The sequence below is a fragment of the Nonomuraea sp. NPDC049378 genome, from assembly GCF_055586745.1.
Genome location: NZ_JBVJHP010000001.1, coordinates 286,951 through 309,627, shown reverse-complemented (window position 1 = coordinate 309,627; position 22,677 = coordinate 286,951). Strand labels below are relative to the sequence as shown.

Sequence of the window (22,677 nt, the reverse complement as noted above, 5' to 3'; positions counted from 1 at the left end):
TTCTCGCCCTACCTTGTCGATCGCCTTGTGACACGAACCCCAGAGGAGGGTCATGTTCACCCAGCATCGACGGGTGGGATTCACCGCGGTGATCGCCGTCGCCCTTTCGCTCGGCGCGACGGTCGCGGCGGCGCCCGCGTCCGCGCGCCCCTTACCCGCGCATACGTCGTCGACCGCGTTGTCCGCGGAGACCGTCACCATCCGCGCCACGGACGACATGTTCGTCAGCCAGGCCGAGCCGTCCAAGAGCTTCGGCACCGCGACGTGGATGTCCGTGTGCGGCGCCACCTGCGGTGGCAAGACCTCCGCGCAGCGGCTCGCGCTCACCCGTTTCCAGGTCTCCGGCATCCCCGGCAACGCCACGAACGTCAAGGCCACCCTTGAGGTCACCTCCGCCAGGACGACGGGCACGAAGGTGTCCGCCCGCACGGTGACCGGCGACTGGACGGAGAGCGCGACCGTCTGGAAGGACCGTCCGGAGACCGGCGGCGTGACCGCCTCGCACAGCGGCTTCACCGAGGGCCGGAAGGCCGAGCTGGACGTCTCGTCCGCCGTCACCGGCAACGGCGTCTACTCCTTCGCGCTCACCGGGACCGACGAGACGACGACGGTCCTGTTCTCCTCGCGCGAGACGGGCGACCGCGGCCCCAAGCTGACCGTCACCTACACCACCGGCACGTCCGCGCCCTGCGCCGCGCTGCCCTTCGATAAGCCCTCGGTCGCCGCGCTGCGCTCCTCCGCCAAGAAGGCGTTCGCGTTCTACTTCCCGCCCTTCCCCCTGTCGATCGACAACAAGGACCCCGCGAAGGACCAGTACGCCTCCTGGCTCGACCCCGACGGCTCCGGCGGCGCCTACAAGGACAGGGGCGGCTACCTCAGGGACCGCCCGGTGACCCGCTCCGTGCGGCCGGAGTCGCACTGGCGCCGGCTCGACTTCGAGATGGAGGTACGCCAGGCGATCGCACAAGGGCTGGACGGGTTCGTCTACGAGCACCACACCTCCAGCGACCAGCGCTGGAACCACCTGCCGGAGCTGCTGGACGCGGCCAGGAACGTGGACCCCGGCTTCAAGATCGTGCTGAGCCCGGACTTCCCGACCGAGTCGGGCGCCTCCGTCGCGAAGGTGGTCTCCGACGTCCTGCTGGTCAAAGGGCATCCGTCGCTGTACACGCTGCCCGACGGCAGCGTGCTGCTCGCGCCGTACCACGGCGACCGCCAGCCGCCCGCCTGGTGGCAGAAGGTGCGGGACGAGCTGTCCGCCGAGGGCATGAAGACGTCGCTGCTGATGATGTTCAACTACTGGAGCGGCAGCGGCAAGACCGAGTGGGACGACCACGTCCACGGCTACTCCTCCTGGGGGGCGAACCGGCCCGAGGTGACGGACGCGTTCCGTCGCGCCTCCGAGGCCACCCACGCGCGCGGCCTGAAATACATGGCCCCGATCGGGTTCGAGGACACCAGGTCCAAGGAGCTGCACTACTGGGAGGCGCAGAACAGCAGCACCCTGCGCGGCTCGTGGAAGGCCGCGATCGACGGCAAGGCCGACTGGGTGCAGCTCGTCACCTGGAACGACTACGGCGAGACGCAGCAGGCGCCGTCCAAGGTGCGCGGCAAGGTGCTCGCCGACGTGAACACGTACTACACGACGTGGTTCAAGACGGGCAAGGCTCCTGAGATCGTCCGCGACGGTCTCTACTACTTCCACCGCAGCCACAAGGCGAGCGCCCCCTACGACACGAGCAAGCAGACGGCCGGCAAGTTCACCATCCCGGCGGGTCCCGGGCCGGTCGACGACGTGGAACTGCTGGCCTTCGTCAAGGAGCCGGGCACGCTGGTCATCAAGCAGGGCTCCGACGTGAAGACCAAGGAGGTCACCAGCGCGGGCGTGGTGTCGTTCAAGGCGCCGATGGTGCCGGGCACGACGCCGGTCTTCGAGCTCCGGCGTGACGGCGGGACCGTCCAGACCCTGACGAGCAGGACGCCGATCAAGGCGAGCGTCACGTACCAGGACATGATCTATCACGCGGGTGGCGGCACCGCCTGCTCCGGTTAGGCGCGCGGTGGTCCTGCCGCGCCAGGACTACCGCCGCCGGACCTGTCCGGCCAGGTCCACCACGGCGCCGATCAGCTCCTGGCCGGACAGCAGGGCCAGGTCGTTGTGGCCGGCTCCGGGCACCTCGACGGTCCTGACGTCCCCTGCCGCCGCATCGGCGACGGCCCTGCTCAGGCGGGGTGGCACGATCGTGTCGGCCGTGCCGTACACGACCACGACGGGCGCCCGCACGCCCGCGATGTGCTCCGCGACCGGGAAACGGTCCCGCAGCAGCGCCCTGACCGGCAGGAACGGATAGGCCTCCTGGCCGGCCGCGGCCAGGTCGGTGAACGGCGAGCGCAGCACCAGCCCCGCGGGCCGGCGCTCGCGCGCCAGCCGGGTCACCACCCCCGCGCCCAGGCTCTCACCGAAGTAGACCACCCGCGCGTCGCCCAGGAAGGCCCGCGCGGCGAGCGCGTCGAGGCGCAGGCCCTCCTCCGTGGGCGTGCCCGGGTTGCCGCCGTAGCCGCGGTAGTCCATCAGCAGCACCGGCAGGCCCCGCGCCGCCAGCGCCCTGGCCAGCGGCGCCCGGTGCAGCCGGTTGCCCGCGTTGCCGCCGGCGACCAGCACGGTCACGTCGTGGTCGCCGGGCACGTACCAGGCTCCGAGCGTGAGCCCGTCGCCCGTCGTGAACGAGACGTCGTGCGCCCCGGGGATGACCTGGCCCGCGGGCGGCACCCGCGTGCCGTCCGGCAGGTAGATCAGCCGCCGCTGGAAGATCCAGAGCAGCCCGAGGAGCAGGACCAGCACCGCGACGGTCACCAGAGCGGTGCGCGCCATCGTCGTCACCCTGCCCACGGTACGCACCCGGCGCCGGGTCAGGCGATCGCGCCCGCCTGCACGACGTGGCGGATGTGCTCCGGGCCGGCCAGCACGCCGGCGTCGCCGAGCGGGTCGCCGTCGAGCACCAGCAGGTCGGCGTGCGCCCCCACGTCCAGCGTGCCGATCTCGCCCGCCATGCCGGCCAGCTCGGCCGCGACCGTCGTGGCCGAGCGCAGCACGTCGATCGGCTGCTGCACCTCGCAGCGCAGCCGGAACTCGTGGTTCTGGTGCCGGTGCATGCCGCCCAGCAGATCGGTGCCGTAGACCAGGCGCACGCCGCCGCGGGCGGCGCGCTCCAGCGCGGCCAGCCCCGCGCCGAGCACCTCGTCCACCTTGCGCACGCTCGCTTCTGGCAGCCCGAACGCGCGGCCCTCCTCCTTGAGCGCCCAGTACGTCACCAGCGTCGGCACGAGGAACGCGTCGTGCCGCAGGAACAGCTCGACACTGCCGTCGTCGATCAGGTTGCCGTGCTCGATGGAGCGGATGCCCGCCTCCAGCGCCCGGTTGACGGCCCGCGCCGTGTAGGCGTGGGCGGCGACGTACCGGTTGGCGGCCTCGGCCTCCTCGACGGCCGCGCGCAGCTCGTCCATCGAGTACTGGGTCGAGTCGATCCTGTCGGTGGGGGAGGCCACGCCGCCGGAGGCCATGACCTTGATGTGGTGCGCGCCCTTGCGCAGCTCGTCGCGGGCGGCCGTGCGCACCGCGTCGACGCCGTCGGCGACCCGGCCGAGGCCGGCGCAGCACGGATGGTCGTCGTGCAGGTGCTCGCCTGGGCCGCGGAAGTCGGCGTGGCCTCCGGTCTGGCTCAGCCCTTTGCCGCCGAACAGCAGCCTGGGGCCGCGGATCAGCCCTTCCGCCTGGGCGGCGGCCAGCCCGAAGTCCGCGCCGGACGCGTCGCGGACCGTGGTGAAGCCGCGGTCCAGCATGCCGCTCATGATGCGGGCGCTGTGCGCGGCCACGTACGACGGGGCCATGGAGCCGATGGCGCCGAGGTCGGCGGTCAGGGCGGTGACGTGCACGTGCGCGTCGATGAGGCCGGGCACGACGTGCGCGCCCGCGAGATCGAGCACGCGGGTGCCGTCGGGCGCGCTCAGCCTGCGGCCGGTCTCGACGATGCGGCCGCCGGCGCAGCGCAGGTCGGCCTCGGTGTACGCGCCGGTCGTCACGTCGAGCAGCAGGCCGTCGCGGAGCAGCAGGCTCATGCGCCGCCTCCCTGGACGGCCGCGCGCAGGGCGGGCACGGCCGCGGGCGCGAGCGACCGGGCGGCGGCCACCGACGCCTCGTCGTACCGGCCTTCCGCGTCGAGCAGGTTGAGCACGCCGAGCACCCGGCCGTCGTCGGTCACGGGCACGTTGATGACCGCCCCGCACCCCAGGCTCTCGATCAGCTCGTGGTCGGCGAAGATCTCCCGCACGGCGGCCCGGTCCGCGCCGAGGTACGGCTGCCCGCCCTCGACGCACCGGGCCAGCCAGCCCTGGGCGACCTCCACGCTCTTCTCGCCTCCCACCGGGTACTGCTCGGGGTGGCTGCTGTGGACGCGGCGCAGCGTGCGCCGTCCGGGGATCCAGGCGAGCACCGTGAAGAGCCGCACGCCCACCTCTCGCCGCACGCGCTCCTCCACCTCGGGAAGTCCGGTCATCGGGTCGCCTCCTTGGCAGGTTCCGTCAGTTCTTCCAGTGACCGGCCGGCTGTGGCCAGTCCGAACACGACCACGCAGATCACCCCGGCCGCCAGCACCGCCGTGGTCAGGCCGAACACGCCGCCGAAGCCCAGGGTCGCGGCCGACAGACCGATGATCGTCGGGGCGAGGATGCTGCCGACCCGCCCGAACGCGCTCGACAGGCCCGTGCCCGTGGCCCTGATCCAGGTGGGGAACACTTCGGGAGTGTAGGAGTAGACGCCCGCGTACGTGCCATTGAGGAAGAACGACAACACCGCGCCGGCGAGCGTGATGGTGACGGGGCTGTCCATCTGCGACAACCAGAACGCGCTGACCGCCGAGCCGGAGAGGTAGAGCGCGATGGTGTTCTTGCGGTCGAGCCGCTCCGACAGCCAGGCCGCGGAGAAGTAGCCGGGGATCTGCGCCAGGTAGATGATGATCGAGAATTCGAAGCTCTTGGTCACCGTGATGCCGCGCTGCACGAGCAGCGTGGGGATCCAGGAGAAGAACCCGTAGTACGAGAACGTGATCACGAACCAGACCAGCCAGATGATCCCGGTGCGCCTGGCCATGGCCGGGCTCCACAGGAACGCGAGCGCGCTCCACAGGTTGACCTTGGGCGTCTCCGCGGCGGGCGCCGTGACGGCCTCGGGCACCGGCGGGAGCGGGTGGCCGGTGGCGTGCTCGACGCGGCGCTCCAGGTCGGCGACCACGGCTTCGGCCTCGTCGGCTCGGCCCTGCTGGAGCAGGAAGCGCGGTGACTCGGGCAACGAGCGCCGCCACCACAGCAACATCACGATGGGCACCGCCGTGATCACCTGCGCGACCCGCCAGCCCTCGTCGACGGTCGGCACGACGAACCGCCCGATCAGGGCTGCCATCACGAACCCGAACGAGAAGAACCCGGCCAGCGCGCCGATGAACCACCCGCGCCGCTTGGCGGGCACGAACTCGGACAGGAACGGCGCGATGATCGCGCTCTCCGCCCCGGCGCCCGCTCCGGCCAGCACCCGAGCGCCGAGGAACACCTCATAGTTGGGGGCGAACGCGGCGATCACCGAGAAGACGGCGTAGAAGGCAAGGGCATACATCATCACCTTCTTGCGGCCGATCCGGTCGCCGAGCAGGCCCGCGACCGTCGCGCCGAAGAGGAAGCCGAATGGCGTCGCGGACCCGATGATGCCGAGCTGCCCGTTGGACAGTCCCCAGGCCTCCTGAGCGCTCGGCAGCAGGAACGCGACCACGGCGCTGTCCATGCCGTCGAAGGTGTAGCCGAGCCCGCCGATCAGGAGGAGCAGGTAGTGCGGGCGGCTCAGCGGGAGCCGGTCCAGCCGGGCCAGCAAGGTCATGGGGCACGCCTCTCCCAGGTCGTGGCCGAGTAGGTCGAACGCGAAGCAACATATAGTGCGAAATGCCAAAAATGCAATAGTCTTTGCATAGCGACCTGGGCGCCCGGAATCTGGCCGAGCTGGTCTTCTCGCTCCCGCCCGTCGTGAGCACGTAGCATGATTCCGGCTAAGTGAGGATCACGTGGAAGAGCGCGCTACGGACAGCTTCGAGGACTGGCTGCGCTCGCGCCTGTCCGAGCGCGGGCTGCGGGGCAAGGCGGCCGCAGTGCTCGAGGTGCTGCTCTCGCAACCACGCCGGGCGTCGTTCGGGTCGGCCAGCGAGCTGGCCCAGCTGGCCGGGGTCAACGTGGCGACCGTGACGCGCACGGCGCAGGCGCTCGGCTTCACCGGCTGGCCCGCGCTCCAGCAGGAGCTGCGCGCCCGCTACCTGTCCTCGCTCAGCGCCGGCCAGGTCGCCGCCGAGCACAGCGGCAACGGCTCGCCCAGCGCCCGGTCGCTCCGCCGCGACCTCGACAGCCTCGCGCTGCTCAACCGGCGCATGGACGAGGGCGTGCTGCTCACGATCGCCGAGGCCGTCGCCGCCGCCCGCCGTACGGCGATCGTCGCCGACGGCAGCTACGCCGCCGTCGGGCTGGCGCTCGCGCACAACGCCCGGCTGGCGGGCTATCCCGTCACGGCCGTGACGCTGGGCGACGCGGAGCTGGCCAACACCGTCGCCGCTCTCGGGCACGGGGACGTGCTGGTGGCGATCAGTTTCTGGCGGCTGTACGAGAGCACGGTCCTGGCGGCGAACCTGGCGCGCTCGCGCGGCGTGCGGGTGTTCGCGGTGACGGACGCGGCCAGCCCCGCCCTGGCCGAGGCGGCCGAGGAGGTGGTGATGGTGCCCGCGGAGGGGGAGGCGTTCTTCCCCTCGCTGACGGCCGGGATGGCGGTGGCGCAGGCGCTGGTGACCCAGCTCGCCGCCGTCGACCCGGCGCGTACGGGGGCCTCCATCGAGGCGGCGGAGGCCATGTGGGGCAGGTTCGGCCTCCTGCACCGCCGCCCCATCGCGGGCGATCATCCCTGACCGCCCGCGCGGTGACGTCCTACAGCCAGCTGGCGCGGACGCTGGTCGCCGGTTCCGTGCCGGGCGGGGTGCCGAGCCGGCCGGCACGCACGCCGTCGAGCATCCGGCCGACCGTCTCCACGATCTCCGGCGCCCGCTCGCGCAACCCGGCCGCGTCCGCGGGGCTCGCCTCGTCCCGGTCGGCGCCGGCCTGGTCGAGGACGTCTCCGAGGTCGGCGAGGCGCTCGGCCAGCCACTTCAGCGGCTCGGCGGACAGTTGCCGGTCGAACACCCGCTCCCCGGGCTCCCACCCGCTGGTGCCGGGGTGGTGGTGGGTGCGGTCGAAGCTGCCGGGCGTGCCGTCGACCGACTCCAGCAGGTCGACCCGCCAGATCGGCCGGTCGATGGTGATGGGCCTGGCGGAGTAGATCGACCCCTGCAGCTCGCCTGATTCGAGCCTGCGCAGCTCCAGGCGCACGCCGCGCTCGGCTCCCTCCTGGCCTTTCATGGGGTTGGGGTCGACGAAGTAGATGTCGCTCACGGCCACGCCGATCCGATCGAAGCCGAAGAGGTAGAGCACGGGGAACCACATCCTCACACGTGTTCTGAGGGCTCTCCGGTCACCGTACCCGCCGGAGGTGGAGGCTAGCCGTCGTGGAAGCTCAGGTGCTTCTCGGCCCATTCGGAGATCAGGTGCAGCGCGGGCATGAGCGCCTTGCCGCACTCGGTCAGCTCGTAGGAGACCGAGACGGGCGGGCCCTCGTCGACCTTGCGCGCGATCAGGCCCTCCTTGGTCAGCTCGGACAGCCGGTCGGACAGCACCGAGTCGCTGAGGCCGTCGATCGCCCGTGAGAGCTCGCGGAACCCGGCGGGGCCGCTGCGCAGGCTGCCGAGCACGACGGCGCTCCATCGTTTGCCGAGGATAGTGAACGCGCGGGTCAGCGCGGCGTCGCTGCGGACGCACGCCTGCGTGTCATGCGTAGATGCCGTCCCCATACCTCCAAACTAGCGCACGCAATGCCGCTTTGATTTTCCTAGCGAGTATGTTTACTGTAGCGACAGCTCGATTCATAGTAACTCTCAAGCAAGGAGATGTCATGGTGGAGAGTGCCGTCACGCGCCCGAGCGTCGTGATCCTCGGCGGTGGTTACGGCGGCCACAAGGTGGCCAAGCTGCTCGACGACGTGGCCGACGTGACCCTGGTCGACCCGTCGGAGTCGTTCGTGCACAACGTCGCGTCATGGCGGGCGCTGGTCGAGCCGCAGTGGCTGGACGAGATCTTCATGCCCTACAGCCGCCTGCTGGCGCACGGGCGACACCTGCGTGATCGCGCCGTGGCGGCGGACGGCCGCCGGGTGACGCTCGCCTCGGGCCGCACCCTTGAGCCCGACTACCTGGTCCTCGCGACGGGCTCGTCGTACCCGTTCCCCGCCAAGATGGAGGAACCCGACACGGAGGCGGCCAAGACCCGGGTGCGCGACGCGCACGAGGCCCTGCGCGGCGCGGAGCGGGTGCTGCTGATCGGCGCGGGACCGGCCGGTCTCGAACTCGCCGGGGAGATCAAGGCGTTCTTCCCCGGCAAGCACGTGACCCTCGCCGACGCGGCACCCGACATCCTGCCGGGCCCGTTCGGCCAGGAGCTCCGCGACGAGCTGCGCAGGCAGCTGGACGCCCTCGGCATCGAGCTCAGGCTCGGAAGCAGGCTGCGCGAGCTCCCGGACGTGGCCCCCGCCACCGCCGCGCCCGTCGCGATCGCCACGGAGGCGGGGGACAAGATGACCGCCGACATCTGGTTCCGCTGCTTCGGCGCGACGCCGCGCACGGACTACCTGCGCGGCTCACTCGCGCTCGCCCTTGACGGGCGGGGACAGGTGCGGGTGGACGAGCACCTGCGCGTCCAGGGCCACGACCGGGTCTTCGCGATCGGCGACATCTCCGACGCCGACCGCGACATGGCCGCGTTCGCCGGAGCCCAGGGCGAGCTCCTCGCGGCGAACCTCCGTACGCTGATCACCGGTGAGGGCGAGCCGGCCGCCTACGAGAAGCAGCCGACGGTGATCCTCGTCCCGCTCGGGCCCGAGGGCGGCGCCGGGCAGCTGCCCGGGCAGGACGGCATCGTCGGCCCCGAGACGGCCTCCGAGATCAAGGGGCGCAGCATGCTGGTCGAGCGGGCCGCCGCGCTGTTCGACGCCCGCCCCGCCTGACACGCGCCGATCGCCGGCGCCCGCCCCGCGCGCGGCCGGCCTCACGGCTCGACGAGGCCGGCCCTGATGGCGTAGCGGGTCAGGTCGAGCCGGTCGCGCATGCCGAGCTTCTGCAGGATGTTCGCGCGGTGCCGGTCGACGGTCTTCACGCTGATGACCAGCGTCTCGGCGATGTCCTTCGCCGAATTGCCCTCGGCGATCAGCTTGACGATCTCCTCCTCCCTGGGCGTCAGGATGCTCTCGGGCATGCGCTCGCCCTCGCGGTCACGCTGCAGGTAGTCGCGGATGAGCGCGGTGACCGCACCGGGGTAGAGGAACGGCTCGCCGCGCATCGTGGCCCGGCAGGCCTCCAGGAGGTCCTGGTCGGCGGCCGACTTGAGCACGTAGCCCGAGGCGCCGACCTTGAGCGCCTCGAAGAAGTACTGCTCGTTGTCGTACATCGACAGGATGAGGATGCGGATGCCGGGTGCGCGCCTGGAGATCTCGCGGGCCGCCTGCAGGCCCGTCATGCGCGGCATCGCGATGTCGAGAATGGCCAGGTCGACCGCGTCGTCCGAGGCCGCGGCGACCGCTTCGGCGCCGTCGGCGGCCTCGGCGACCACCTCCAGGTCGGGCTCGGCGTTGAGGATCAGCCGCAGTCCCTGACGGACCAGGGAGTGGTCATCGGCCAGCAGGATCCGGGTCTTGTTCACGGGTGGAGGCTCCGATTCACGATGTCCGGGACGACCAGGCGCACGCACGTGCCATCGCCTGGCGGGGAGTCGATGACGAGACGGGCGCCTATGAGCAGGGCACGCTCGCGCATGCCCCGGATCCCGGCACCCTCCCGGGACACGCCTCCCCGGCCATTGTCGGTGATGCGCAGGGCCAGCCTGCGACCGTCCGTGGTCAGGGAGAGCTCGGCGCGGGTGGCACCGGCGTGCCTGGCGATGTTCGTGAGGCTCTCCTGGGCGATCCGGTAGAGCACGAGCTCCACGTCAGCCCCCAGATCGGGCAGATCCGGATCGATCGTGCGGATCACCCTGATGCCGCTCCTCTGCGAGAGGTCGCTGCTCAACGCGCTCAGCGCGGCGTGCAGGCCGAGGTCCTCCAGCACGCCGGGGCGCAGCCTGCGGGCGACCTGGCGCACCTCGTCGAGGCTGGCGCGCACGCTCTCCTGGACGTCGCGCAGCTCGTCCTTGAGCCCGGCGGGGGCGCGGTCGACCACCCGCTTGAGGCCCAGCAGCACCACGGTCAGGCTCTGGCCGATCTCGTCGTGCAACTCGCGGGCGATGCGCTGGCGCTCGCCCTCCTGGGCGGCCAGCGCGTGCGCGCTGCTCGCGCTGCGCTCCGCCTCCAACCGGTCGAGCATCGCGTTGAACGTGTCGATCAGGTGAGCCAGGTCGCTGTTGCCGCTGCCGGCCAGCCGGTCGCCGGTGCGCAGCAGGTCGACCCGCTTCATGAGCGTCGTCAGCGCGTCGAGCGGCTCCAGGCTGCGGCGCAGCAGCAGCCCGTTGGCGGCCAGCATCAGGGCCAGCCCCACCAGCAGCACCGGCACCTCGGCCAGCACGACAGGCGACGACACCGTGGCCGGCGAGACCGCCAGCACCAGTGTCCCCACCGCGTAGACCAGCCCGTTGATCACGAACAGCCGCCGGAACAGCGCCTGCGCAGGCGGACGTGGCGCGGCCATGGCCGCCTGCCGGTCGGTACGCTCGGTCATCTTCCCAGCCTCGCACTGACGAGGCTCGGCTCGGCATGGTGGTCCATCCCGTCAGGTTGCTTGCCCTGGGTGCCAATGTCCATCCGGCCCGCCTCCCAATTGTCAGGGCCGCTGCTACACGTTCTACCCCGGCTCATATGGGTGCCAGACCCGATGGTGGCGGGAGGCGCCCGGCCACAAGACTGAGGTGGAGCCGGATTGGAGTCAGCGACATGCACCACACCACGCCCGGCATTGACGCCGTGACCCCACCGGGAACGCCCGGTCACGCCCCCGAACCGGAAGATGCCATGCGAGCCAGTACCATCGCCGTGAACCTGCCGACCGTCACGGTCCGCGACCCGGTGACGAAAGCCGTGCGGCTCATGGCGTTGGGGCGGATGCCCGGCCTGATCGTCGTCGACGACGCCGGCCGACCCTGGAGCGTGCTTCCCGGCACGCAGGTTCTGCGGCTCGCGGTACCCGGCGCGTACCAGGAGGATCCCGCGCTCTGCCGGACGGTGGACGAGGCCCACGCCGACCTGTTCTGGGGCGAGCTGGGAGATATGACGGTGGGTGACTGCCTGCCGGTGCGACCAGCCGTCCCCGCGACCGTGCCACAGGACGCGACGCTGCTCGAGATGGCCGCCCTCATGGCCAGGCTGCGCAGCCCGATCATCGCGGTCGTCGCCGCCGACGGCACGCTCAGCGGGGCCATCACCCTGGAACGGCTGCTCACCAGCCTCGCGCTCTCCGACCCGGACGACTGACCGCCCGAACCGACCGAACCGCTCCCCCCTCGGGCGTGTGCCACCGGCCACGTCCCGCTGCCGCGTGTTCACCTTTCCGTTGCCCCTTCTCGTGCCCGCTTTTTCCGCCTCGTTTTCCGCGCTCCCTTCGGAGGCCATCACCATGTTCTGCCGGCAACCCTTGACGCCGTCATGTTCCGCGCCCGCACCCTTCGCCTGCGACCAGGCCGTGCCGCCAGGGCATGACGGATGAGCGCCTTCTTCGCGCTCGGGATCTTCACGGTGGCGTTCTTCTTCATCGCCACCGAGAAGGTCGACAAGGTCAAGGTGGTGCTCATCGCCGCCGGGCTGATGGCCGTGACCGGCCTCATCCCCGGCGCCGAGGTGTTCTTCTCCGAACACGAGGGCATCGACTGGAACGTCATCTTCCTGCTCTTCGGCATGATGGTCATCGTCGGGATCATCAAGCAGACAGGGCTCTTCGACTATCTCGCGATCTGGGCCGCCAAACGATCGCGCGGCCGGCCCTACCGGCTGATGGTCATGCTGATGATCATCACCGCGGTGGCCTCGCCCTTCCTGGACAACGTCACCACCATCATGCTGGTCGCGCCGGTCACCGTGGTGGTGTGCAACCGGCTGAACATTCCCGCGCAGCCGTACCTCATCGCCGAGGTCCTCGCCTCCAACATCGGCGGCGCGGCGACGCTCATCGGCGACCCGCCCAACATCATCATCGGCAGCCGCGCCGGCCTGACCTTCAACGACTTCCTCATGCACATGGCGCCCATCGTGGTGATCATCTTCGTGGTGTTCGTGCTGTTCACCCGGGTGCTGTTCCGCAACTCGTTCCAGTACCACGAGGAGCACGTCGCCGCGGTCATGGCGCTGCAGGAGCGGCGGGCCATCACCGACCCGCGGCTGCTCGTCCGGTGCCTGGTCGTGCTCGCCGGCGTCGTCGTCGCGTTCGGGCTGCACGCCGTGGTGCACATCGAGCCGTCGATCGTCGCCCTGGTGGGAGCCGGAGTGATGCTGCTGGTGTCCCGCTCGAACGTGCACGACACGCTGAGCGAGGTCGAGTGGCCCACGCTGGTGTTCTTCATGGGCCTGTTCGTCATGGTCGCGGGCCTCGGCCACACCGGGGTGATCGAGGCGATCGGCACCTGGGCCGTGGACGTGCTGGGCGACAACTACTTCCTCGCCGCCACGTCCCTGCTGTTCGGCTCCAGCGCGCTGGGCGCGTTCTTCGACAACATCCCGTACGTCGCCACGATGGCCCCCATCGTGGAGGGCGTCGTCGCGCAGGTCCCCGACCCGCAGACCGGCCAGGCCCTGTGGTGGGCGTTCGCCCTGGGCGCCGACTTCGGCGGCAACGGCACCGCGGTCGCCGCCAGCGCCAACGTGGTCGCCATCGGCATCGCCGCCCGCACCGGACACAAGATCAGCTTCTGGCAGTTCACCCGGTACGGGATCGTCGTCACCGTCCTCAGCACGGCGATGGCCTGGCTGTACGTCTGGCTGCGCTACTTCACCTGAGCCCGTCCCCGAGGACGGGCCAGGGTGAAATCAGGGACGATCACTGATGGGCCGGCCAGGCGCGAAGGGGCATCGTGATCCCCATGAACCCTGCGAACCGCCTGGCCCAGGCGTCCTTCACCGTCGGGCCGGCCGCCCTGCTCGGCGGCTGGCTCCTCATGCGCCCCATCGACGGCGACCTCGTGCCAGGCCCCTGGTGGACGGCCGCTCACGCGGTCTGGCTGGTCGGCTTCGCGATGTTCGGCGTCATGGCGCCGGCGCTGCGCGGCGTGGCCGGGCCCCTGACGGGCGGGCGGCGCGCGGCGGTGGACGTCGCCGTGGCGGCGGCCCTGCTCAGCGTCGCCGCCAACGTCGTCCAGCTGGCCATCGACCTGTTCGCGGGCTTCACCGCCGTGGACGGAGCGGCCATGCGGGCGCTTCTCGAGCAGGTGAAGGGCTACCCAGGGGTCGAGGCGCTGGTCTACTCGGCGGGCGCGCAACTGTTCTACGCCGCCCTCGTGGCGCTGGCCGTCATCCTGGCCGCGCTGCGCCGGGTCACCCCCGTGGGCGCCGGCGTCACCGTCGTCGGGGTGGCCGTGATGGCGGTGGCGACGTTCCAGACGGGCCGCGACTCGGCGCTGGTGGCGGTGGGCATGGCGCTCATCTGGCTCGGCGTGCTGCTCCTCGGCCGCGGCCCCACCACGGGCCTGACCGCGGGTCCGTCCGCAGGTCCGTCCACTGGCCTCGGGACGGGCTCCACGGGAATCACCGGCCCGAGGGCCACATGAGCAGGGGCGTGCCCCAGCTCATGTGGCCCCCGTCGTTAGACGCGCCTGCCGTTGACCCACACGTTCCGCAGCACCAGGCCCGTCACGTCGGTCACCACGTCGTCCTCCGCCATCTCCTCGAACACGCTGTTCGTCACCCGCAAGCCCTTGATCGGGTTGCCCGGGTTGCCGATGAGGGAGAACGCCCGGGGCGCCCGCCCGGCCCGCAGCCGCCGGATGTCGATCCTGCCGACGTCGGGGAAGTAGGGGCCGGTGTGCTTGTTCTCGTAGTTGAGCGCCACCTCGATGACCGCGTCGGCCGCCTGGCCCACGGTGATGTCCTTGACGTAGACGTCCCTGACGTACCCGCCGCGCTCGGGGTTGGTCTTGATGCGCACCGCCCGCTCCAGGCGGGCGCTGCTCATCGTGCAGTTCCACGCGAACACCCAGCTCACCCCGCCGGTGGTCTCGCTGCCGATGGTCACCCCGCCGTTGCCGTCGCGCATCACGCACGAGTCCACGAGCACGTTCGTGGACGGCGCGTCCACCCGGCGGCCGTCGGCGTTCTTGCCCGCCTTGATCGCCACGCAGTCGTCGCCCGTGTTGAACTCGCACCGCTCGATGAGCACGTCCACGCAGGACTCGGGGTCGCAACCGTCGTTGTTCGGGCCGTGCGGGCTGTCCACGGTGACGTCGCGGACGGTCACGTTCGTGCACAGGACCGGGTGGATGTTCCACATCGGGGAGTCCTTGACGGTGACACCCTCGATGAGCACGTTGCGGCACTGGTAGAGCTGGATCAGGTTCGGCCGCAGGTGGTGGCCCTCGCCGAACACCCGCTCCGCGACCGGCACGCCCTCCTCGGCCATGCTCGCGAGCAGCTTCTTGTCCGGGCCCTCCGTGGGGGGCGGGTCGCTCGACCAGTCCCACCAGTGCTCGGCGTCTGCCTGGCCGTCGATGACGCCGTCGCCGGTGATCGCGACGTTGGTCCTGCCGTGGGCGTAGATGAACGGGGAGTAGTTCATCAGCTCGATGCCCTCGTACCGGGTGTGCACGACGGGCAGGTAGTCGGCGGGGTCACGGCTGAATTTGATCGTCGCCCCCGCCTCCAGGTGCAGCTCGACGTCGTCGGCCAGGTGGATCGCGCCCGTCAGGTACGTGCCCGCCGGCACCAGCACACGCCCCCCGCCCGCCGCCGAGCAGGCCGCGATCGCGTCACGGAAGGCCTGGGTGCACGTGGTGTCCCCGTCGCCGGCGGCCCCGTGGTCGGTGATCGGAAAGGTGCGGCGGGGGAAGCGCGGCGGCTTGATGCGCCGTCTGATCCGCGGCACCCGGCTCCACGCCGCGGCGGCCGGGTCGGCGCCGGTGGCCAGGGCGGCGTCCGCACGGCCGGCCACCCCGGCGGCCAGCACGCCGCCCACGGCGCCGGCCAGCAACCTTCTGCGTAACTGGTCCATCGAAGTCCTCCGTCTGCTTCTCATCGTCTTTCCACTAGCCGCGGGCCATCGAGATGCCCCGCCTCTCCACCTGCGTGTGCTCGCCGACCTGGTACGGCTCGCAGCGCCGCGCCGCCGTGTAGAAGTGGTACGGCCGGCCGTCCCGCGAGACGACGGCGGGTTTGTGCGCGTACGTCTCGTCCACCGACCCGGCCGGGCCCACGTCGACGAGGATCTCGCCGCTCTTGTGCCAGCTGCGCAGGTCGCGGGAGACCGCGTAGCTCTCGCGGGCGTGCCCGTCGAAGGAGAGCCCGAAGTAGAACATCACCCACCAGTCGCCGTCGCGCAGCACGCACGGGTCGGAGGCGAACCGTTCGTCGAAGGCTCCCTCGCCGCCGTGCGGCACGACCGGCTCGGGGCTGGGCCGCTCCCAGCGTTCGAGGTCGGGGGAGACGGCGTAGCCGATCTGCTCGCGCCAGCCGCCGTAGGTGCGGTTCTTGGCGTTGTAGAAGCAGTAGTAGAGGCCGTCGTGGCGCAGCAGCCACGACTTGTACAGGCCGCCGCGCTCCCAGGCGCCGCCGTCCTGCGGGCGCAGCACCGCGCCGGTGTCCTTCCAGGTACGCAGGTCGTCGCTGGTCAGGAAGCCGATGACGCCGGCTCCCACCTCCATGCCGGCCTCCGGGTAGGCGTGGTAGGTGGCGAGCGCCCGGCCGTCCAGCCAGGTCACCTGGCCGGCGGAGCCCAGCCGGTTGTCGCGCACGATCGACGTGAGCGCCGCGTTGTGGCGCCGGTGGGGGTGCGCGGGGTCGCGCGGCAGGATCACCTCGCCGGGGCTCCACGACTCCAGGTCCGGCGAGCGGCTCAGCGCGGTCTGGTAGCCGGTCCCGTCGAAGCCGACGTACGTCATCAGGTACTCGCCGCCGTCGGAGCACACGAACGGGCAGTCCACGAAGAGGCTGTCGAAGCGGCCTGGCTCGCGCGACGGCTCGACCAGCAGCCGGCCGGCCTTGTACGGGGTCCTCACGCGCGCCGGGTCGTACGCGTTCGCCGTCCCGCTCCCCGGCCCGCTCATCGGCCCGCTCATCGGCCCGCCCCGAACGTCCAGCGTCCGGCGGGCACCTCGTAGGAGCGGCCGCCGAGCGCGACGGCCCCCTCGGGGGCGATGTGCCGGGGCAGGCCGAGGTCCGGCAGCCGCACCTCGGCCGACGAGCCGGGCGGGACCTCCACGTCGAGCGCGAACCCGCCGTCGCGCCGCTCCCACGACACCGCGACCCTCCCGTAGGGCGTCGCGGTGCCCGCCCGCACCGCCTTCAGGTCGCCGGGCGTGGCCGGCTCGATCAGCAGCCGGCGGAAGCCGTTCGAGCCGAGCGCCTGCCCGATGCCGCCGAGACCCCGGTAGAACCAGGAGTCGATCGCGCCGAGCATGTAGTGGTTCTGCGACAGCCCGCGCGTCGGACCGTCCCACGCCTCGGTGAGCGCCGTGGCGCCGTGCCTGACCTGGTAGCCGTAGCTCGGGTTGCTCGTGGAGACGGCGAACTCCCACAGCGCGTCGTGCCGTCCGGCCCGGGACAGCACCCGGAACAGCGCGGGCAGCACGACCTCGCCGACCGTGATGCCGCCGGCGCGCACGGCCTCGCTCACCTGGTCGAGCATCTGGGGGACGAGGTCGCCGGGCACGACGCCCATGTCGAGCGCCAGGACCTCCGACGCCTGGGTGGCCTTGCCGAACCCGCCGGAGAAGGCACGGGTGAACGCGGCCGCGATCCCCTCCGCCAGCGCGCCGTAACGCGCGGCGTCGTCGTCGCGGCCGAGCACGCCGGCGGCGCGCGCCATCGTGCGGGCGGCCTGCCAGTAGCCCCACGTCGACACCAGCGGCACGGGCGTGCCGGAGTCGGGGGCGAGCCAGTCGCCGAGCCCGTGGCCGAGGATGCCGTCCTCCGACCGCCCGGTGAGATAGTCCACGTAGCGGCGCATCGCGTCGTAGTGGCGCTCCATCGCCGACGTGTCGCCGTACCAGCGGTAGAGCTGCCACGGCACGCGCACCATCGCGCCGCCCCAGTTGGGGTCGTCCCTGAAGGGGCCGTCGAACACGACGTACTCGGGCGCGATGTCCGGCACCAGCCCGTCGCCGGTCTGCGCCTCGGCGATCGTGACCAGCAGCTCGCGATAGTAGGCGGCCACGTCGTAGTTGTAGGCCACGACGTCGAAGAGCAGGTGGGTCTGCTCCAGCCAGCCCAGCTTCTCCCGGTGCGGGCAGTCGGTCAGGACGCTGTACATGTTGCCCCGCACCGCGCGGTCGATGATCCGGTGGATGTCGTTGACCAGCGGGTCGGACGTCTCGAACACCCCGGTGGGCGTGTTGTCCGCGCGCAGCACCAGCGCCGCCACCGCCTCGGGTCCGACGTGCTCGGGCAGGCCCTGCACCTCGACGTAGCGGAAACCGTCGTAGCGGAAGCTCGGGTGCCAGGTCTGCGGGCCGTCCGTGGTGACGTACGTGTTGAAGATCGGCGCGCCCGTCGTGGGCTTCGACTGGACCACGCGGCCGAAGCCGTCGAGCTGGTCGCCCGGCAGCAGCCGCAGGTAGCGCCCGGCCGGGAGGTCGAGCCGGAGCTCGGCCCAGCCGGCGACGACCGTGCCGACGTCGAACACCGCCGTGCCGTCCTTGGCGACCAGCTTCTCCACGGCGGGCAGCGTCTCCGTGACCCGGATGGGCGGGCAGGCCCGCGCGCGCAGCGAGACGCCCGGCTCGTCCGGCACGGTCACCGGCTGCCAGCGCGAGCGGTCGGCGCCCGGCGTGTCCCACCCGGCGACGGCCAGGCGGGCGTCGTGGTCCTCGCCGCCGAACCAGTGCGAGCGCGTGGTCGGGCCCTCGGTGGCCAGCCAGTCAGGCCCGGTGCCGAACGTGCGCGACGACCCGTCGGCGTAGTCCACCTCCAGCTGCGCGATCGCCTTCGGCGCGCCCTTGGAGCCGTAGAACTTCATGTAGCGGTCCTGGTGCGGGTACACGTGCGCGATGCCGGGGCCCAGCGCGATCCCGACCGCGTTCGCGCCTTCGCGCAGCAGCGCCGTCACGTCGTGCGTCGCGTACGCCACCCGCCGGGTGAAGTCGGTGTACGCCGGCTCCAGCACGGCGTCCGTCACCGGCCGGCCGTTCACCGACGCCACGTAGACGCCGAGCCCCGCGACGTGCAGCCGGGCCCGCGCGACCGGCCCCGCCACGGTGAACTCCCCGGCCAGCAGCGGCAGCGGGAGCCCTTCGCCGGCGCGCGGGTTGCCCGGGTCGTGCCAGCCGGGGTGGGTGATCCAGGAGGCCGTCCAGTCGTCCGCGTCGAGCAGCCCCGTCTCGAAGCGCGCGCCGGGGCTCCACGCGGACCACGCGCCGCCGGCGTCGCGGACCCGCACCCGCCAGTGCACGACGGCCCGGCTCGGCGGTTCGGCGCCGCCGTACGTCACGCGCTGCCCGGCGGACTCGACCTCGCCGGTGTCCCACAGGTCGGCCGCTCCCTCCGCGGTGCCCGCCTGCACGTGGTAGCCGGTCTGCGCGAGGGCGCCGGTCAGCTGCCAGCTCAGCGGGGGTCGGGTGATCTCGATGCCGAGAGGGTCGGTCAGGTCGCACGTTCGCAGGTTGCTCACCAAGACAGGGGCTCCTCAGGTGACTTTGATCATGTACGCGGCCGTGGTGGGCGGCTCCGGCGGCAGGTCGGCGTAGAGGGCGTCGGGGGCCAGCCGCCAGCCGACGGGGCCGTGGCCGAGCAGCTCCACGGCGGCGGGGCGGCGCTCCAGCAACCCCGCCGCGGTGCCCAGGCCGGCGATCCTCGCCGTACGGTCGTCCGGCCAGGCGAGCAGGGTGGCGTACACGGCCTCGCCCTTGCGGGTGAAGCGGATGTCGCCCGGCCGGTACGGGCGCTCGGCCTCGTTGTAGCCCTCGTAGCCCTTGACCTCGCCCAGTCCCGTCGTGCCCTCGCTCGCGCGCAGCCAGGGCGTGGTGCCGTAGACGCCCTCGCCGCAGACCCGCAGCCAGCCGCCCACCTCGGCCAGGAGCGCGCGGGCGCGGGCGTCGACGGTGCCGTCGGCGTGCTGGGGGATGTTCAGCAGCAGGCAGCCGTTCTTGCTGACCACGTCGATCAGCGTGTGGATGATCTGCTGCGGGGTCTTGCGCGGATGGAACAGCGGGCCGTCGTCGGCGCAGTCGAACCACTCGCCGTCGCTGGTGTCGAACTGCCACGGGTGGGGCTGGGCCTCGTCGAGCTGGCGGCGCTCACAGTCCATGACCACCGCGGTGCGGTCGGCGTCCGGCACGTCCTTGATCGTCACGATGCCGCCGGTCGGGCAGGTGTTGTAGTAGCGGGCCAGCAGCTCCAGCCCGGCCGTGCTGACCGGCTCCGACTCCACCACGCTGCCCGCGTCGAACGGCAGCCGGCCGTCGTCGAGATAGACCAGGTCAGGACGGTAGCGGTCGAGCGCCTCGCCGACCCGGGCGTAGAAGCGCTCGGCGACGTGCGCGGGCGGCCGGGCTCCCGGGTCGTGCCGCTGCGGGTAGAGGGTCGCGGGATCGAGGCCGTCCCACCAGGTGCCGGCGCCGTCGGCCCTGGTCAGCGCCCCGTCGTACGGCTCGCCCGTCTCGGGGTCGTTCCCGTGCGCCACGTCGAGCCAGCGCCACGTCCAGTTGTGGTGGAAGCTGAGGCCGAAGGGCAGCCCGGCGGCGCGGGCCGCGCGCTCCCACGCGCCGACGATGTCACGGCGGGGGCCGACGCGGGCGGCGGTCCAGTCGTGCTGCCGGGAGTCCCACAGGTCGAAGTTGTCGCAGTGGGTGGCCAGGGCGACGAAGTAGCGGGCGCCGCTGGAGACGTACAGGTCGATCAGCTCGTCCGGGTCGAAGCGCTCGGCGCGCCACCGGTGGAACAGATCCTTGGCGCCGCCCCTGCCGGGACGGGTGGGGCCGAAGTGGGCGCGGTGGTGGGCGTGCTGGCGCCCGGCGCGCCCGCGTTCCCACGGCTCCGACCAGGGTTGCATGCCGTAGAGGTGGCGGGCGTACCAGTCGCCGGAGCGGGCCACGGACTGCGGGCCCCAGTGCGACCAGATGCCGAACTTCGCCTCACCGAACCACGCGGGCACGCTGTGGCCGCGCAACGACTGCCAGTCCGGCAGGAAACCGTTCATGTGATCACCCGTACGTCGAAGGGGGCCAGCCGGAGCGGGCCCGGTTCTATCGGTTGGCGCCGGCCGGTGACCTCGACGGCCGGCCGGGTCACCGTCACCGCGCGCTCGCGCTCCGACCAGTTGTGCGCGAACCACAGCCGCCGGCCGCGCGCGTTGACCGCGGTGCGCACGGTGACCTGCGGCTGCGCCCCGGCAGAGATGAGGGCGGGGGACGCCCCGGCGGTGACCCGCGCGGCGATGCGCCGGAACAGGGCCGCCGCCGGCTCCCTCCCGGGCAGGGTGCCGACATAGGTCACCGTGCCGCGCCCGGCGCGGTGCTCGGTGACGGCGGGCCAGCGGCCGAAGTGGTGGTGCTCGTAACGGGCCAGCTCCTCGGCGCCCTCCAGCTCCAGCGCGTCCGCCCAATGGCGGGCCACCCCCTGCTCCCCGAGCCCGCGCACGGGAACGGGGTCGAGCAGCGTCGAGTACTCCAGGTAGCGCACCCCGGCCAGCTCGCGCAGCGGCCCCGGCGCCACCTCGGCCCGCGCCCGCGCCTCCTCGTCGGCGTACCCGGTGCGGAAGGTCAGCACCAGGTGCCCGCCGTCGCGCACGTATGCGGCCAGCGCTTCCGCCGTCGCGTCGGACAGGCAGTAGAGGGCGGGCGCCACCACGACGGGGAAGCGCCGGGCCCCGAACTGTTCGGGCGTCACGAAGCCCGCCTGCAGCCCCGCGTCGCTCGCCCCCTGGTAGAACGCCGCGACGATCCGCTCGTAGGCGTCGCGGTCGGGGGTGCGCCCGTCGAGCGTGAGCGGCGGCTGGAACGCCAGCGCCCACTTGCTGTCGGGAGAGTGGAGGAACCCGGCGTCGGCGTCGGGGGTGAGCCCGGCGAGGTCGTCGCCCGCCCGGTCGAGCTCCGCGCCCAGCGCCGCGATCTCGTCGTAGATCCGGCCCGGCGTCATGGCGTGCCCGAGGATGCCGCCCCAGTACGTCTCGGCGCCGTCGTGCAGCGTGTTCCAGTGCCAGTACGAGATCATCTCCGCGCCGCGCGCGACCAGCGCCCAGGCCGCCTGGCGGAGCTGGCCGTCGTAGGGCGTGACGTTGAGCTGGGATCCGGCGATCGACGAGGCGTTCGTCTCGGTGACCCAGTAGCGGCGCTGCTTGGAGCCGTACATGCGGTCGGCCGCCTGGAACAGCGCGTCGGGCCCGGCGGCGAACCAGCCGATCTCGGCGGGCCGGTCCTCGGCGTCGCGCGTCAGCGCGTCCTGCGCCAGGTAGTAGGCGTTCCCGCTGGTGACGGTCAGGTGCTCGGACAGCCGTACGTCGTCCAGGGCCGGCCGCTGGTAGGCCAGGCACGTGGTGAGCGCGCGGTCGCCGGGCACCAGCTCCCGCACGAGCTCGGCCTGCCAGGCGATGAACCGGGTGGTGAGCTCGGCCTGGAAGCGCCGCCACGCGAGGTCGTACGAAGGGGTGGTGTTGCCGTCGGGGCGCCAGAGCTCGGCCCAGTCGCCCAGGCGGTGCGACCAGTACGCCAGCCCCCATTCCTCGTTCAGCCGTCCGGCGTCGCCGTACCGTTCGGCGAGCCAGGCCGTGAACCGCTCGAACACCGGCTCGTTGTGGATGAGGTGCAGTCCCGGCTCGTTGTCGAGCTGGATCCCGATCACGGCGGGGTGGCCGCCGTGCCGGCCGACGACGGCGCGGATGACGCGCTCGGCGTGGCGCAGGAAGGCCGGCGAGGTGAAGTCGACCTCCTGGCGCGCGCCCCACGGGATGCGGGCCCCGCCGGCGCGCACGACGGCCAGCTCGGGGTGCTTGCGCTGCAGCCAGGGCGGGATGGCGTACGTGGGGGTGCCCAGCAGCACGCCGATGCCGCGCTCGTGCGCCGCGTCCAGGACCGGCGTCAGCCAGTCGAGGTCGAACTCGCCGTCGCGGGGCTCCCAGGTGGACCAGACGGATTCGCCGACGCGGATGGTGTCGATCTTCGCCTGGGCCATCAGGTCGAGGTCGCGCTGGGGATCGGGGGCGCGGAGGTATTCGGGATAGTAGGCCGTGCCGAATCGGATGCCGGGGCTGCGGGTGGGGGGCGGTGGAGTCATGAGCTCCCCGAGGTCGTGACGGACCAATGGCGATCTTAAAACGATTTACCAGATGATATATTTATTCACGCCCTCATGTCAATGCCCTAAGGGTGCTTCGTTGCTGTCCCGTTTCCTGTGGCCCG

General features: G+C 72.0%; 19 protein-coding genes. 6 read left to right on the top strand and 13 right to left on the bottom strand.

The window, feature by feature from the left end; all coding sequences use genetic code 11:
* Positions 1–52: 52 nt before the first annotated feature.
* Complete coding sequence (locus ACZ6SA_RS01330; RefSeq protein ID WP_465825965.1) at positions 53–2,053, top strand: glycoside hydrolase family 71 protein; 2,001 nt, start codon at positions 53–55, stop codon at positions 2,051–2,053.
* 27 nt (positions 2,054–2,080) lie between these two features.
* Here ACZ6SA_RS01330 and ACZ6SA_RS01325 read toward each other — a convergent pair whose 3' ends face one another.
* From ACZ6SA_RS01325 to ACZ6SA_RS01310, 4 genes are read right to left on the bottom strand one after another with little or no spacing between them, the layout of a single operon-like run.
* On the bottom strand, positions 2,081–2,872 hold the full coding sequence (locus ACZ6SA_RS01325) for an alpha/beta hydrolase (RefSeq protein ID WP_465826629.1): 792 nt from the start codon (positions 2,870–2,872) through the stop codon (positions 2,081–2,083).
* 38 nt (positions 2,873–2,910) lie between these two features.
* Positions 2,911–4,116 (bottom strand): metal-dependent hydrolase family protein, encoded by a 1,206-nt coding sequence (locus tag ACZ6SA_RS01320; RefSeq protein ID WP_465825964.1) that lies wholly within the window; start codon positions 4,114–4,116, stop codon positions 2,911–2,913.
* Positions 4,113–4,553 (bottom strand): GAF domain-containing protein, encoded by a 441-nt coding sequence (locus tag ACZ6SA_RS01315; RefSeq protein WP_347642012.1) that lies wholly within the window; start codon positions 4,551–4,553, stop codon positions 4,113–4,115. The genes ACZ6SA_RS01320 and ACZ6SA_RS01315 overlap by 4 nt, the downstream gene beginning before the upstream one ends.
* Entirely contained in the window at positions 4,550–5,923 is a 1,374-nt protein-coding gene (locus ACZ6SA_RS01310; RefSeq protein ID WP_347642013.1) for an MFS transporter, read from the bottom strand. The genes ACZ6SA_RS01315 and ACZ6SA_RS01310 overlap by 4 nt, the downstream gene beginning before the upstream one ends.
* Positions 5,924–6,104: 181 nt before the next feature.
* Here ACZ6SA_RS01310 and ACZ6SA_RS01305 point away from each other — a divergent pair, with 181 nt between their 5' ends.
* Complete coding sequence (locus ACZ6SA_RS01305; RefSeq protein ID WP_347642014.1) at positions 6,105–6,989, top strand: MurR/RpiR family transcriptional regulator; 885 nt, start codon at positions 6,105–6,107, stop codon at positions 6,987–6,989.
* Between the two features lie 19 nt (positions 6,990–7,008).
* On the opposite strand, the gene ACZ6SA_RS01300 is transcribed toward ACZ6SA_RS01305, so the two are convergent.
* Both ACZ6SA_RS01300 and ACZ6SA_RS01295 read right to left on the bottom strand, forming a co-directional pair.
* Complete coding sequence (locus ACZ6SA_RS01300; RefSeq protein ID WP_347643118.1) at positions 7,009–7,560, bottom strand: hypothetical protein; 552 nt, start codon at positions 7,558–7,560, stop codon at positions 7,009–7,011.
* A 53-nt stretch (positions 7,561–7,613) separates the two neighbouring features.
* Positions 7,614–7,964, bottom strand: coding sequence for a winged helix-turn-helix transcriptional regulator (locus ACZ6SA_RS01295; protein ID WP_347642015.1), 351 nt, complete (start codon positions 7,962–7,964; stop codon positions 7,614–7,616).
* Positions 7,965–8,065: 101 nt separating this feature from the next.
* On the opposite strand from ACZ6SA_RS01295, the gene ACZ6SA_RS01290 reads away from it, so the two are divergent.
* A complete protein-coding gene (locus tag ACZ6SA_RS01290; RefSeq protein ID WP_465825961.1) occupies positions 8,066–9,172 on the top strand; it encodes an NAD(P)/FAD-dependent oxidoreductase in 1,107 nt (368 codons plus the stop codon).
* A 41-nt stretch (positions 9,173–9,213) separates the two neighbouring features.
* On the opposite strand, the gene ACZ6SA_RS01285 is transcribed toward ACZ6SA_RS01290, so the two are convergent.
* Positions 9,214–9,864, bottom strand: coding sequence for a response regulator transcription factor (locus tag ACZ6SA_RS01285; RefSeq protein ID WP_347642017.1), 651 nt, complete (start codon positions 9,862–9,864; stop codon positions 9,214–9,216).
* Positions 9,861–10,874 (bottom strand): sensor histidine kinase, encoded by a 1,014-nt coding sequence (locus ACZ6SA_RS01280; RefSeq protein ID WP_347642018.1) that lies wholly within the window; start codon positions 10,872–10,874, stop codon positions 9,861–9,863. Before ACZ6SA_RS01280 ends, ACZ6SA_RS01285 begins: the two co-directional genes overlap by 4 nt.
* 290 nt (positions 10,875–11,164) lie before the next feature.
* On the opposite strand from ACZ6SA_RS01280, the gene ACZ6SA_RS01275 reads away from it, so the two are divergent.
* The 3 genes from ACZ6SA_RS01275 (at position 11,165) to ACZ6SA_RS01265 (ending at position 13,905) form a co-directional block, all read left to right on the top strand.
* Positions 11,165–11,623: a CBS domain-containing protein gene (locus ACZ6SA_RS01275; protein WP_347642019.1), complete on the top strand. Its 459-nt coding sequence runs from the start codon at positions 11,165–11,167 to the stop codon at positions 11,621–11,623.
* Between the two features lie 228 nt (positions 11,624–11,851).
* A complete protein-coding gene (locus ACZ6SA_RS01270; RefSeq protein WP_347642020.1) occupies positions 11,852–13,138 on the top strand; it encodes an ArsB/NhaD family transporter in 1,287 nt (428 codons plus the stop codon).
* Positions 13,139–13,221: 83 nt separating this feature from the next.
* Positions 13,222–13,905 (top strand): hypothetical protein, encoded by a 684-nt coding sequence (locus ACZ6SA_RS01265; protein WP_465825960.1) that lies wholly within the window; start codon positions 13,222–13,224, stop codon positions 13,903–13,905.
* A 35-nt stretch (positions 13,906–13,940) separates the two neighbouring features.
* On the opposite strand, the gene ACZ6SA_RS01260 is transcribed toward ACZ6SA_RS01265, so the two are convergent.
* From ACZ6SA_RS01260 to ACZ6SA_RS01240, 5 genes are read right to left on the bottom strand one after another with little or no spacing between them, the layout of a single operon-like run.
* The gene (locus ACZ6SA_RS01260; RefSeq protein WP_347642022.1) at positions 13,941–15,341 is read right to left on the bottom strand and encodes a glycoside hydrolase family 28 protein; all 1,401 of its coding nucleotides are present in this window, start codon (positions 15,339–15,341) and stop codon (positions 13,941–13,943) included.
* Between the two features lie 34 nt (positions 15,342–15,375).
* Positions 15,376–16,392: a glycoside hydrolase family protein gene (locus tag ACZ6SA_RS01255; RefSeq protein ID WP_465825958.1), complete on the bottom strand. Its 1,017-nt coding sequence runs from the start codon at positions 16,390–16,392 to the stop codon at positions 15,376–15,378.
* A gap of 8 nt (positions 16,393–16,400) precedes the next feature.
* On the bottom strand, positions 16,401–18,953 hold the full coding sequence (locus ACZ6SA_RS01250; RefSeq protein WP_465825957.1) for a family 78 glycoside hydrolase catalytic domain: 2,553 nt from the start codon (positions 18,951–18,953) through the stop codon (positions 16,401–16,403).
* A gap of 15 nt (positions 18,954–18,968) precedes the next feature.
* Positions 18,969–20,480: an alpha-L-fucosidase gene (locus tag ACZ6SA_RS01245; protein WP_465825956.1), complete on the bottom strand. Its 1,512-nt coding sequence runs from the start codon at positions 20,478–20,480 to the stop codon at positions 18,969–18,971.
* Complete coding sequence (locus ACZ6SA_RS01240; protein ID WP_465825954.1) at positions 20,477–22,552, bottom strand: beta-galactosidase; 2,076 nt, start codon at positions 22,550–22,552, stop codon at positions 20,477–20,479. The genes ACZ6SA_RS01245 and ACZ6SA_RS01240 overlap by 4 nt, the downstream gene beginning before the upstream one ends.
* Positions 22,553–22,677: the final 125 nt, after the last annotated feature.